This window comes from Pseudomonas sp. JV245A (assembly GCF_032424515.1).
Lineage (GTDB): Bacteria > Pseudomonadota > Gammaproteobacteria > Pseudomonadales > Pseudomonadaceae > Aquipseudomonas > Aquipseudomonas protegens.
Map to the genome: position 1 here is coordinate 1 of NZ_VYKE01000149.1, position 12,392 is coordinate 12,392.

General features: G+C 64.4%; 13 protein-coding genes and 1 pseudogene. 7 read left to right on the forward strand and 7 right to left on the reverse strand.

Annotated elements, in window-relative coordinates; translation table 11 throughout:
* The 5 genes and pseudogenes from F6S12_RS26100 to F6S12_RS26120 form a co-directional block, all read left to right on the forward strand.
* A pseudogene (locus F6S12_RS26100) lies at positions 1–198 on the forward strand (SURF1 family protein); the annotation flags it as partial.
* Positions 164–754: a hypothetical protein gene (locus F6S12_RS26105; protein WP_015633644.1), complete on the forward strand. Its 591-nt coding sequence runs from the start codon at positions 164–166 to the stop codon at positions 752–754. The pseudogene F6S12_RS26100 and the gene F6S12_RS26105, both read left to right, overlap by 35 nt.
* A 10-nt stretch (positions 755–764) precedes the next feature.
* Positions 765–1,844 carry a COX15/CtaA family protein gene (locus tag F6S12_RS26110; RefSeq protein WP_019095615.1) on the forward strand — a complete coding sequence of 360 codons (1,080 nt, stop codon included), beginning with the start codon at positions 765–767 and terminating at the stop codon, positions 1,842–1,844.
* The gene (cyoE, locus tag F6S12_RS26115) at positions 1,832–2,734 is read left to right on the forward strand and encodes a heme o synthase (protein ID WP_315869473.1); all 903 of its coding nucleotides are present in this window, start codon (positions 1,832–1,834) and stop codon (positions 2,732–2,734) included. Before F6S12_RS26110 ends, cyoE begins: the two co-directional genes overlap by 13 nt.
* Positions 2,731–3,366: an SCO family protein gene (locus tag F6S12_RS26120; RefSeq protein WP_015633647.1), complete on the forward strand. Its 636-nt coding sequence runs from the start codon at positions 2,731–2,733 to the stop codon at positions 3,364–3,366. Before cyoE ends, F6S12_RS26120 begins: the two co-directional genes overlap by 4 nt.
* 215 nt (positions 3,367–3,581) lie before the next feature.
* On the opposite strand, the gene F6S12_RS26125 is transcribed toward F6S12_RS26120, so the two are convergent.
* From F6S12_RS26125 to F6S12_RS26135, 3 genes are read right to left on the reverse strand one after another with little or no spacing between them, the layout of a single operon-like run.
* Positions 3,582–4,355 carry a MetQ/NlpA family ABC transporter substrate-binding protein gene (locus F6S12_RS26125; RefSeq protein WP_015633648.1) on the reverse strand — a complete coding sequence of 258 codons (774 nt, stop codon included), beginning with the start codon at positions 4,353–4,355 and terminating at the stop codon, positions 3,582–3,584.
* Between the two features lie 59 nt (positions 4,356–4,414).
* Entirely contained in the window at positions 4,415–5,080 is a 666-nt protein-coding gene (locus tag F6S12_RS26130; protein WP_011058460.1) for a methionine ABC transporter permease, read from the reverse strand.
* Complete coding sequence (locus F6S12_RS26135; protein WP_019095617.1) at positions 5,080–6,087, reverse strand: methionine ABC transporter ATP-binding protein; 1,008 nt, start codon at positions 6,085–6,087, stop codon at positions 5,080–5,082. Before F6S12_RS26135 ends, F6S12_RS26130 begins: the two co-directional genes overlap by 1 nt.
* Positions 6,088–6,302: 215 nt before the next feature.
* On the opposite strand from F6S12_RS26135, the gene katE reads away from it, so the two are divergent.
* On the forward strand, positions 6,303–8,495 hold the full coding sequence (gene katE, locus F6S12_RS26140; RefSeq protein WP_262382496.1) for a catalase HPII: 2,193 nt from the start codon (positions 6,303–6,305) through the stop codon (positions 8,493–8,495).
* Between the two features lie 56 nt (positions 8,496–8,551).
* Here katE and F6S12_RS26145 read toward each other — a convergent pair whose 3' ends face one another.
* The 4 genes from F6S12_RS26145 to zur are packed head-to-tail and all read right to left on the reverse strand — an operon-like array spanning position 8,552 to position 11,357.
* Positions 8,552–9,271: a PA5502 family lipoprotein gene (locus F6S12_RS26145; protein ID WP_041114991.1), complete on the reverse strand. Its 720-nt coding sequence runs from the start codon at positions 9,269–9,271 to the stop codon at positions 8,552–8,554.
* 37 nt (positions 9,272–9,308) lie between these two features.
* Positions 9,309–10,097, reverse strand: a complete 789-nt coding sequence (znuB, locus tag F6S12_RS26150; protein WP_011058464.1) for a zinc ABC transporter permease subunit ZnuB — start codon at positions 10,095–10,097, stop codon at positions 9,309–9,311.
* On the reverse strand, positions 10,090–10,875 hold the full coding sequence (gene znuC, locus F6S12_RS26155) for a zinc ABC transporter ATP-binding protein ZnuC (protein WP_011058465.1): 786 nt from the start codon (positions 10,873–10,875) through the stop codon (positions 10,090–10,092). The genes znuB and znuC overlap by 8 nt, the downstream gene beginning before the upstream one ends.
* On the reverse strand, positions 10,875–11,357 hold the full coding sequence (zur, locus tag F6S12_RS26160; RefSeq protein WP_123472561.1) for a zinc uptake transcriptional repressor Zur: 483 nt from the start codon (positions 11,355–11,357) through the stop codon (positions 10,875–10,877). Before zur ends, znuC begins: the two co-directional genes overlap by 1 nt.
* A gap of 66 nt (positions 11,358–11,423) precedes the next feature.
* On the opposite strand from zur, the gene F6S12_RS26165 reads away from it, so the two are divergent.
* Positions 11,424–12,344, forward strand: a complete 921-nt coding sequence (locus F6S12_RS26165; protein ID WP_221178347.1) for a zinc ABC transporter substrate-binding protein — start codon at positions 11,424–11,426, stop codon at positions 12,342–12,344.
* The last annotated feature ends 48 nt before the right edge of the window (positions 12,345–12,392 follow it).

The following is a 12,392-nucleotide window of genomic DNA, read 5'->3' on the forward strand; positions in this document are numbered from 1 at the left end:
GTGCGCCTGGAGTCGGGCCCAGGGGCCTACCTGACCGAATGGCCGGTGGTCGCCATGGGCCCGGAAAAACACCAGGCCTATGCGGTGCAGTGGTTCGCCATGGCCCTGGCGCTGTTCGCTCTCTATCTCTATTTCGGCTGGCACAACACTCGGGAGAAACGCCATGGGAACGGCCATGAATCCACCCAACATCTCTGACGCCCAGGCGCCCAACCGGCGGCGCGGCCGCTGGCAACTGGTGCTGATCCTGCTGATGGTGATCGGCCCGATGATCCTTGCCACCGGTATGTACAAGCTGCAGTTCTGGGTACCGGAAAGCCGCAGCTATCACGGCGAGCTTATCGGCAATGGCCAGACCCGCGCCCAGATCGGCGTGCAGGCCGAGGAGGATCGCTGGCAGGTTCTGGTCACCGCGCCCGGGGAGTGCGCAGTGGATTGCCAGCAACTGGTGTACCTGGCGCGGCAGATCCAGATCGCCCTGGGCCGTGATGCCTCGCGGGCCAGCCATGCCCTGGCCAGCGCCCGGCCCCTGAGCGCCGAATACGAAGCCAAGCTGCAGCGGGAATACCCGCAACTGCAACGCTACCCCCTGGACCTGGCGACCTTCACCAAGGGCGCCAACGACAAGGAGGCGCCGCAGCTGTGGATCGTCGACCCCCACAGCAACCTGGTGCTGCGCTATGACGCCCGGGTCAAGGGCAAGGACCTGCTCAACGACCTGCGCCACCTGCTGAAACTGTCGAACATCGGATAAGGGCATCGTCATGGCCAAACCTGGATTTCGCCTCGCGTTGTTTGCCACCTTGCTGGCCCTGATCGTGGTGCTGCTCGGCGCCTACACCCGGCTGACCCATGCCGGCCTCGGCTGCCCGGACTGGCCCGGCTGCTACGGCTTTATCAGCGTGCCGAAAAGCGAAGCCCAGTTGGCCCATGCCGAGCTGCATTTTCCCGATACCCCGGTGGAGGCCCACAAGGGCTGGAACGAGATGATCCACCGATACTTCGCCGGCACCCTGGGGCTGCTGATCGTGCTCCTGGCGGCCCGGGCCTGGACCCATCGCCGGCATCCGGGGCAGCCCCTGAAGCTGCCGCTGTTCCTCCTGGCAGTGGTGTTCGCCCAGGCGGCCTTCGGCATGTGGACGGTGACCCTCAAGCTCTGGCCGCAAGTGGTCACCGCGCACCTGCTGGGCGGTTTCGCCACCCTGAGCCTGTTGTTCCTGCTGACCTTGCGCCTGTCCGGGGTATTGCCGGCGCTGATCGTGCCGCGGCGCTTGCAGTACTGGGCCACCGCCGGGCTGGTGCTGGTGATCGGGCAGATCGCCCTGGGCGGCTGGGTCAGTTCCAACTACGCGGCGGTAGCCTGTATCGACCTGCCCACCTGCCATGGCCAGTGGTGGCCGAACATGGATTTCGCCAACGGCTTCCATCTGACCCAGCACATCGGCCCCAACTACCTGGGCGGGCAACTGGACAGTGATGCCCGCACCGCCATCCACATGACCCACCGGGTCGGCGCGGTGCTGGTGACCCTGGTGTTGCTGGGCCTGGCCTGGCAGCTGCGGCAGACCGGCATGACCCGCCTGGCCGGGCTGGTGCTGGTGGCGCTGGGGGCGCAGGTCAGCCTGGGCCTGAGCAACGTGTTCTTTCATTTGCCACTGCCGGTGGCCGTGGCCCACAACGCCGGGGGGGCGGCGCTGCTGCTGACCCTGGTGCTGGTCAACTACCACGCCCGTACCAGCCTGGTACGGGCCCGGGATCGCCTGCCCCTGGGCTGGCGGCTCAGCCCGCGTAAACAGATGGCGGGTCCCATCACCATCAAAGGAGAGATGCCATGGCGACTCTGATCAGCGAACGTCAGCATCCCCAGGCCATCTGGCGCGATTACCTGGAGCTGACCAAACCCAAGGTGGTGGTGCTGATGCTGATCACCTCGCTGGTGGGCATGTTCCTCGCCACCCGCGCCGGGGTTCCGTGGACGGTGCTGGTGTTCGGCAACCTGGGCATTGCCCTGTGCGCGGGTGGCGCGGCGGCGGTCAACCATGTGGTGGATCGGCGCATCGACGCGCTGATGGCCCGGACCCACAAACGGCCCCTGGCCGAAGGCCGGGTATCGCCACGAGCGGCGCTGGCCTTTGCCCTGCTCCTGGCGCTAGCCGGGCAGGCGCTGCTGCTGACCTTCACCAATCCACTCACGGCCTGGCTGACCCTGGCCTCGCTGCTGGGCTATGCGGTGGTCTACACCGGGTTTCTGAAACGTGCGACGCCGCAGAACATCGTGATCGGTGGGCTGGCCGGCGCGGCTCCACCGTTGCTGGGCTGGGTCGCCGCCACCGGGCACATGAGCGCAGAACCGCTGCTGCTGGTGCTGATCATTTTCGCCTGGACCCCGCCGCACTTCTGGGCCCTGGCCATCCATCGCAAAGAGGAATACGCCAAGGCCGATATCCCGATGCTGCCGGTCACCCATGGCGAGCACTACACCAAGGTGCACATCCTGCTCTACACCTTTGCCCTGCTGGCGGTGAGCCTGCTGCCCTATGTCATCCACATGAGTGGCTTGTTGTACCTGGTGTGTGCCCTGGCCCTGGGCGGGCGCTTCCTGCAATGGGCCTGGGTGCTGTACCGTGGCACTCGGCCGCACGCGGCGATCAACACCTTCAAGTACTCTATTTATTACTTGTTCCTGCTGTTCATCGCCCTGCTCGTAGACCACTACCTATTGTTGAACCTATGACTCGAACTCAGAAAACCGTCTTTATTCTCGTTGCCCTGGTGGCCCTGGTGCTGGGGCTTACCGTCAACAAAGTACTGTCCGGCAAGGGTCAGGGCGACCCCACTGCACTGATCGATGCGGGCATCATCCTGCTGCCGCAAAGCCGTACCCTGCCTGCGGTGAAGATGGTCGACCAGGACGGCCAGCCAGTGGTGATCGACGAGCTGAAGGGCAAATGGTCGCTGCTGTTCTTCGGCTACACCTTCTGCCCGGACATCTGCCCCACCACCCTGGCGCAGTTGCGGCAGATCAAGAGCGAGCTGCCCAAGGAAGCGGTGGACAAGCTGCAGGTGGTCCTGGTCAGCGTCGACCCCAACCGTGATACCCCGCAGCAGCTCAAGCAGTACCTGGGCTACTTCGACAAGGACTTCAAGGGCCTGACCGCCTCCTCGGTGGAAGACCTGCAGAAGCTTGCCAACGCCGTGAGCATTCCCTTCATCCCGGCCGATACCAGCAAGCCCAACTACACCGTGGACCACAGCGGCAACCTGGCGGTGATCGGCCCGGACGGTACCCAGCGCGGTTTCATCCGTGCTCCGTTGAACAACCAGAAGCTGGTGGCCCAACTGCCGGTGATGCTGCAGCGCAAATAACGCTACATGCTCGAACCGCCGAACCGCCGAACCGCCGAACCGCCGAACCGCCGAACCGCCGAACCCTGTAGCCGCTGCCGCAGGCTGCGATCGGCCTCGAAGAGGACGCGCTCCTGAGGCCCTCGGAAGACGCTGGGCGCCTTATCCCGGCCTTCGGCAGCGGCTACAACGAAACGGGGCGCCCCAAGGCGCCCCGTTTGTGTTTCTGCAACCGATCAGAACGCCGGCACGATGGCGCCTTTGTACTTCTCGAGAATGAACTGCTTCACTTCAGGGCTGTGCAGGGCCGCGACCAGCTTCTTCATGGCGTCCGAATCCTTGTCGTCAGGACGGGCCACCAGGATGTTCACGTAAGGCGAATCCTTGCCTTCGATCACCAGGGCGTCCTTGGAAGGATCCAGCTTGGCTTCCAGGGCATAGTTGGTGTTGATCAGCGCCAGGTCGACCTGGGTCAGCACGCGCGGGATGGTGGCGGCTTCCAGTTCACGGAACTTCAGGTCCTTGGGGTTCTCGGTGATGTCCTTGATGGTGGCCAGGATGTTGTTGGAATCCTTGAGCTTGATCAGGCCGGCCTTGTCCAGCAGCAACAGCGCGCGGCCGCCGTTGGTGGCGTCGTTGGGGATCACCACGGTGGCGCCGCCCGGCAGTTCGGAGAGCTGCTTGTACTTGCTGGAATAGGCACCCAGGGGCTCGACGTGAACACCGGCAACGTTCACCAGCTTGGTGCCCTTGGCCTTGTTGAACTCATCCAGGTAGGGCTGGTGCTGGAAGAAGTTGGCGTCCAGGCGCTTTTCGGCGACTTGCACGTTGGGCTGCACGTAGTCGGTGAATACCTTGACCTTCAGGTCCACGCCTTCCTTGGCCAGGGCCGGTTTGACGAATTCCAGGATCTCGGCGTGGGGCACTGGTGTGGCGGCCACGGTCAGGGTTTCGGCGGCGTGCGCGGAGAACGCGGCAACGGCTGCGAAAGCGACGAGTAGTTTTTTCATCCAACAAGCTCCTTGTAAGTCGCCCGACCCCGGGCGTCTGCCGGCCTGGGCCGGCAATTTTATTTGCGGGAAAAGTGCACCACCAGCTTGTCGCCGACGGTTTGCAGAACCTGGACCAGCACCAGCAGCAACACCACGGTCACCACCATCACATCGGTCTGGAAGCGCTGGTAGCCGAAGCGGATCGCCAGGTCGCCCAGGCCACCGGCCCCCACCACGCCGGCCATGGCGGTGTAGGACACCAGGGTAATGGCAGTCACGGTGATAGCGGCAAAGATGCCCGGGCGGGCTTCCGGGAGCAAGGCATTGGTAATGATCTGCCGGGTGCTGGCACCCATGGACTGGGTGGCCTCGATGATGCCGCGATCCACTTCGCGCAGGGCGGTTTCCACCAGCCGGGCAAAGAACGGCGTGGCGCCGACCACCAGCGGTGGAATGGCCCCGGCAACCCCCAGCGATGTGCCGGTGATCAGTACGGTGAAGGGAATCATCACGATCAGCAGGATGATGAACGGCAGCGAACGCAGGATGTTGACCACCAGCGACAGCAGCGCATACAGCGACTTCTGCTCCAGCAGTTGGCGCGGGCTGCAGAGGAACAGCAGCACGCCCAGTGGCAGGCCCAGCAGTACGGTGAACAGCAGCGAGCCGCCGAGCATCATCAGGGTGTCGCCGGTGGCCAGCCAGATTTCCAGCCAGTCGATGTTGGCGAAGAAGGTATCCATCAGCGCAGCACCTCCATGTGGACATCCGCCGCGGTGAAGCGGGCGAAGGCCGCTTCCATGTCACCGCCGGTGATGGCCAGGGTCAGTTGCCCGTAAGGGGTGTCCTTGATGCGGTCGATGCGTCCGGCGAGGATGCTGTAGTCGACCCCGGTCTCCCGGGCCACGGTGCCCAGCAGCGGTGCGTAGGTGGCATCGCCCTGGAAGGTCAGGCGCACGATACGGCCTGGCACGTGGGCGAAGTCGTCGCGTTGCTCGTTCTCGTCGATCTGCTCGTCTTCCTGGACGAAGCGCCGGGTGGTCGGGTGCTTGGGGTGCAGGAACACGTCGGCCACCGGGCCCTGTTCGACGATCACGCCGGCGTCCATCACCGCCACCTGGTCACAGACGCGACGGATCACGTCCATCTCGTGGGTGATCAGGACGATGGTCAGGTTCAGCTCGCGGTTGATCTCGGCCAGCAGTTGCAGGACCGAGGCAGTGGTCTGCGGGTCCAGGGCACTGGTGGCCTCGTCGCACAGCAGGATCTTCGGCTTGGTGGCCAGGGCGCGGGCGATGCCGACGCGCTGCTTCTGGCCGCCGGACAGCTGCGCCGGGTATTTCTTCGCGTGGTCGGCCAGGCCGACCCGGTCCAGCAGCTCGGCCACCCGGCGGTCGATGTCGCTGCGCGACAGCTCGCCGGCCAGGGTCAGGGGCAGGGCGACGTTGTCGGCCACGGTCTTGGACGACAGCAGGTTGAAGTGCTGGAAGATCATGCCGACCTGCTGGCGGAAGCGGCGCAGGCCACTGGCGTCCAGGGCGGTGACGTCTTCGTCGTCGACGACGATGGTGCCGCCACTGGGGTTTTCCAGGCGGTTGATCAGGCGCAGCAGAGTACTTTTACCCGCACCGGAGTGGCCGATCAGGCCGAACACCTGGCCATTCTCGACCCGAAGGCTGGTCGGGTGCAGGGCGGGAATATCCTTACCGGCGACCCGGTAGGTTTTATGGACGTTTTGAAACTCGATCACGTAGCGAACCTTGTGGGGCGCGTTAGAAAAGGATCAGCGGTTAGCCGGGCGCGCATTTTAGCCTGTCCGTATAGAGGTTCTTAGCATTTATTTCGCAATCATCCTGCCATTTGGCGATAACGCGATCAAAGGTCATAAAAAAGGAACGCTCGCACCTTCTCGTCAGTCACTAGTTAAGTCACTCGAAAGCCGCCAGGTGCCGTGCCTGGAGGCCTTTGCCCACGAAGCCCCGGCACGCCAGGGATTTCGCCAACGAGGAGTTTTGCCTGATGAGCACGAAGAAGCCCGATACCCCAAAAAGCCAGATGGCCGGGACCGACACCCTGGACCGCGGCAACAGCAACAGCAAGCTCAAGAGCCTGGAGACGTTCCGCTCCGACGCCACCGGGCAGGCCCTGCGGACCAACCAGGGGGTGAAGATCGCCGACAACCAGAACACCCTCAAAGCCGGTGCTCGTGGGCCTTCGCTGCTGGAAGACTTCATCATGCGGGAGAAGATCACCCACTTCGACCATGAGCGGATTCCCGAGCGCATCGTGCATGCCCGAGGGGTGGGTGCCCATGGTTACTTCCAGAGCTATGACAACCATTCGGCATTGACCAAGGCCGGTTTCCTGCGTGATCCGGGGAAGAAAACACCAGTGTTCGTACGCTTTTCCACGGTCCAGGGGCCAAGAGGCTCTGGCGACACCGTGCGTGACGTGCGCGGCTTTGCGGTGAAGTTCTTCACTGACGAAGGCAACTTCGACTTGGTGGGCAACAACATGCCGGTGTTCTTCATTCAGGACGCGATCAAGTTCCCCGATTTCGTACACGCCGTGAAACCCGAACCCCACAACGAAATACCCACCGGCGGCTCGGCCCATGACACCTTCTGGGACTTTGTCTCGCTGCAGCCGGAATCGGCGCACATGGTGATCTGGGCCATGTCCGACCGGGCCATTCCGAAAAGTCTGCGGGCCATGCAGGGCTTTGGCGTGCATACCTTTCGCCTGATCAACGCCCAGGGCCGGTCGAGCTTCGTCAAGTTCCACTGGCGGCCGACGGTGGGTACCTGTTCGCTGGTCTGGGATGAGGCGCAGAAGCTGGCGGGCAAGGACACCGACTTCCATCGCCGCGACCTGTGGGAATCGATCGAAGCCGGGGATTACCCGGAGTGGGAGTTCGGTGTACAGATCATCGCCGAGGAAGACGAGCACAACTTTGATTTCGACATCCTCGACCCGACCAAGCTGATTCCCGAGGAGCTGGTGCCGATCACGCCCCTGGGCAAGATGGTGCTGAACCGCAACCCGGACAACTATTTTGCCGAGACCGAGCAGGTCGCCTTCTGCCCGGGGCACATAGTGCCCGGGATCGACTTCTCCAACGACCCGCTGTTGCAAGGACGGCTGTTTTCCTACACCGATACCCAGATCAGCCGCCTGGGTGGGCCGAACTTCCACGAATTGCCGATCAATCGGCCGCTGGCGCCCTTCCACAACAGCCAGCGCGACGCCATGCACCGCATCACCCTGGACAAGGGCCGGGCCTCCTATGAGCCCAATTCCATCGACGGCGGCTGGCCCCGGGAAACCCCACCGGCGGCCGAGGATGGCGGCTTCGAGAGTTACAACGAGCGTATCGATGCGCACAAGATCCGCCAGCGCAGCGAATCGTTCAGCGACCATTTCTCCCAGGCGCGGCTCTTCTACAAGAGCATGAGCAAGCACGAGCAGGAGCACATCATCGCCGCCTACAGCTTTGAGCTGGGCAAGGTGGAACGTGAATGGATCCGCGAACGCCAGGTCAACGAGATTCTGGCCAACATCGACCTGCAACTGGCCGCGCGAGTGGCCGAGAACCTCGGGCTGGCGGCGCCGAAGAAAGCCACGGTGGCGGAGCGCAAGACTTCGCTCTCGCGCTCGCCGGCCCTGAGCCAGGCGAACCTGTTGCCGGGCAATATCAAAACCCGGAAGGTGGCGATTCTGGCGGCCAATGGCGTCAATGGTGCAGCGATCGATGCGCTGAAGAAGGCTCTCAAGGCCGAAGGAGCGCACGCCAAGCTACTGGGGCCGACCTCGGCGCCGGTCACCACGGCGGACGGCAAGAGCCTGCCGGTGGATGCGTCCATGGAGGGCTTGCCATCGGTGGCCTTCGATGCGGTGTTCGTGCCCGGAGGTGCGCAGTCGATCAAGGCCTTGAGCGGCAATGGCGTGGCCCTGCATTACTTGCTGGAGGCGTACAAGCACCTCAAGGCGATTGCCCTGCACGGCGATGCCCGGGAGCTGTTGCACAGCCTGCGGCTGGAGGCGGATGAAGGCTTGATCGTGGGGGCCGATGCCAAGGCGCTGAAGGCATTCATTGCCGCCATCGCGCAACATCGGGTCTGGAGCCGAGAGGAAAAGGCCAAGGCAATCCCGGCCTGAACACACTTTCCCCGACAAGCCTGCTCCGTGTAGGAGCCGGCTTGCCGGCGAAGGCTTTACTGCGCCTTGCGCGGGGTCAGCACCATCTGCGCCGGTACATGGCGCACGATTTGCCGACTGATCTTCTGTTCAAAGTCCGGGTCGAGCTTCTTCACCCGCTTGCCGAGCAGGGTCGATAGCCAGGGGTAATCCTCGGTGCGTGGTACCTGGATGCTCACGTCGCACTGATAATTCACCACGTCGGCGGCCAGGGCATCGAGTTGATGCCGCAGCTTGCGGATATCAGTGACGTTCAAGGCGACGGTGGTGCTCTCGGCGGTCGGATCGATCAGCTTGGCCGCAGGGCGCGCTTCGGCGGCCTTCAGGGCGGCTTCGGCCTTGTCCAGCTCCGCCTTGCGGGCGTGGGCAATGGCATTGTTGACCCCACCGGTCAGCGCCGGAGCCTTGGGCATCAGTGCCCGGGCACGGCTCAGGGCCGTGGCTGCGGCGTTCACATCGCCCTTCTGCAGGACGATCTGGCTGCGCTGCAGATAGGCTTCGGCCAACTGCCGCTGGTACTGCACCAGTTGCGGGTCGTCGGGCGTCTGCGCCTGCAAGGCACTGAGTTGATCTTCCGCGGTGGCCAGTTCGCTGCTGGCGATGTTTTGTTCCAGCTGCGCGATGGCCGTGGCCCGTGCATCAGGGACCTCGGTGGCCGCTGGTGGCGTGCTTTGGCAGGCTCCCAGTAGCAGGGAAAATGCGACAAGGAGCAGATAACGGGAGGCGAACGGCTTCATTCCTGCGACTCTCTAATTGCGCAAAAAGCGAGCAAGTCTACACCCCTCGACGGGGCAGAACAAAACTCAGCAGAAACAGTGTGGCGGCGGTGACCACGATCGACGGCCCGGCCGGTGTGTCCTTGAACCAGGACAGCGCCAGCCCGCCGCACACCGCGAGCATGCCCAGCAGGCTGGCGCCCAGGGCCATCTGCTCCGGCGAGCGGGCGTGACGCTGTGCCGCAGCGGCCGGGATGATCAGCAGCGAGGTGATCAGCAACACCCCGACAATCTTCATGGCCACGGCAATCACCACGGCGATCAGCAGCATCAGCGCCAGGCGCAGCGAGGCCACAGGCAGGCCTTCGACCCTGGCCAGTTCCTCGTGCACGGTGATCGCCAGCAAGGGGCGCCACAGCGCCACCAGCAGCAACAGCACCGCCGCGCTACCGCCGAGAATCCACGCCAGGTCGCCCGGGCTGATCGCCAGCAGGTCACCGAACAGGTAGGCCATCAGGTCGATTCGCACTTCATGCATGAAGCTTAGTACCACCAGGCCCAGAGACAGGGTGCTGGGTGCAAGAATCCCCAGCAGCGTGTCGGAAGCCAGGGGTTGGCGCTGTTGCAGGGTCACCAGCAGCACCGCCAGCAGCAGGCAGCCGACCGTGACCGCTACCGCCGGGCTGACATCCAGCAGAAAGCCCAGGGCCACGCCGAGCAGCGCGGCGTGGGACAGGGTATCGCCGAAATAGGCCATGCGACGCCAGACCACGAAGGACCCCAAGGGGCCGGCAACCACTGCCAGGGCCAGGCCTGCGAGCAGGGCGTAGAGCAGAAAATCAGCCATGCTTGCAGTTTTCTCCATGGACATGGGCGTGGCCCGAAGCGGGCTGGGTGACGACCGAACCATGCAGGTCGTGGGCATGGTCGTGATGGTGGTGGTAGATCGCCAGGCTCGGTGCGTTCTTGCCGAACAGCTCGACGAAGGCCGGGTCGCCGCTGACCTGCTCGGGGTGGCCAGAGCAGCAGACGTGGCGATTGAGGCAGACCACCTGATCGGTGGTGCTCATCACCAGGTGCAGGTCGTGGGATACCATCAGCACGCCGCAGCCGTGACGGTCGCGCAGGCGGGTAATCAGGCTGTAGAGCTCGGCCTGGCCGGCCACGTCGACGCCTTGCACCGGTTCATCGAGCACCAGCAGCTCCGGCTCGCGCAGCAGCGCCCGGGCCAGCAGCACGCGCTGCATCTCGCCACCGGAGATGCTCTGCACCGGGCTGTCGATCACCTGCTCGGCACCTACTTCCTTGAGCGCTGCCAGCGCCCGGGTACGGTCCACTCCCGGCACCAGGCGCAGAAAGCGCAGCACCGACAGCGGCAAGGTCGGGTCCACATGAAGCTTCTGCGGCATGTAGCCCACCCGCAGTTTGGGCTTGCGCCAGACACTGCCGGTGTCGGGCTTGAGCAGGCCGAGCACGGCGCGCACCAGCGTGGTCTTGCCGGCGCCATTGGGGCCGATCAGGGTGACGATCTGGCCGGGTTCGACGCTGAGCTGGATGTTCTCCAGCACGTTCTGCCCGGCAAAGGTCACCCCGACCTGCTCGAGGCGGATCAACGCATTGCTCATCAAGCCCCCTGGCAGCCCGAGCAGAGCCCGACCACTTCGACGGTCTGGCCCTCGACCACGAAGCCGACTTCGCGGGCGCTGCTGATGATGGCGTCGCTGATGGATTTCTGTTCCAGCTCGATGGCGGCGTGGCATTCGCGGCAGATCAGGAACTGGCCCTGGTGCGCGTGCTCGGGGTGGTTGCAGCCGACAAAGGCATTGAGCGAGGCGATGCGGTGCACCAGGCCGTTTTCCAGGAGGAAATCCAGCGCCCGGTAAACCGTTGGCGGGGCGGCGCGACGGCCGTCCTGCTCGCTGAGCACGGCCAGGATGTCGTAGGCCCCCAGGGGCTTGTGGCTTTGCCACACCAGCTCCAGCACCCGCCGGCGCAGGGCGGTCAGGCGCAGGCCTTGCCGTGCGCACAGGGCGTCGGCCTCAGACAGTGCGCTGTGTACGCAGTGAGAGTGGTCGTGTGGACGGCTGGCAAGGGGTGTTTTAGGCATGAGCGGCGACGAGGTTTGTGAGAGACGTTATTATGTTACCCGTTCTCGCCTCCTCGAGTGTCCATCGTGCCCAGACTTTTTCGCCTTTTTGTCGCTTTTACCTTCAGCCTGTTCGCGATCGGCTCGGCCCAGGCCGAAGTGCGGGTGTTGACCAGCATCAAGCCGCTGCAACTGATTGCCGCCGCCGTGCAGGATGGCGTGGCGGTTCCCGAGGTGCTGCTGCCGCCCGGAGCTTCCCCGCACAACTACGCGCTGCGCCCTTCGGACGTGCGCAAGGTGCAGAGTGTGGACCTGCTGTACTGGATCGGCCCGGACATGGAAGGCTTCCTGCCGCGGGTGCTGAAGGGCCGTAGCCTGCCCTCGGTGGCGGTACAGGACCTGCTGGGCATGAAACTCCGGCACTTTGCCGAAGATAGCCACTCCCACGCTGAAGATGCCGACGAACATGACCATGATCATCGCCCCGGCACCCTGGACGCGCACCTCTGGCTGTCGCCGGTCAATGCCCGGGTGATCGCCACCCGCATGGCCGCGGACCTGAGCGCCGCCGACCCGGCCAATGCCGCCCGCTACCAGAACAACCTGAAGGCGTTCAGCGAGCGTCTGGATGCCCTGGATGCTCGCTTGAAAGCCCGCCTGGCGGGGATCGCCGGCAAGCCTTACTTCGTGTTCCACGAAGCTTTCGACTACTTCGAGGACGCCTACGGCCTCAAGCACGCCGGGGTGTTCAGCGTGGCAGCGGAAGTCCAGCCGGGGGCCCAGCACGTCGCCGCCATGCGCGCGCGCTTGCAGCAGGTGGGCAAGACCTGTGTGTTCAGCGAGCCGCCCCTGCGCCCGCGCCTGGCGGAAACCCTGGTGGCCGGCCTGCCGGTGAAACTGGCGGAGCTGGATGCGTTGGGCGGTTACACGCCGGCGACCGCTCAAGGCTATGAGCAGGTGCTGGAGAAGTTGGGGAATGATCTGGCGGGCTGCCTGGAGCAGCTTTAAGCGGGGATTGTTGCGCGAGGGCTTTCGCGGGCAAGCCCGCTCCTACAG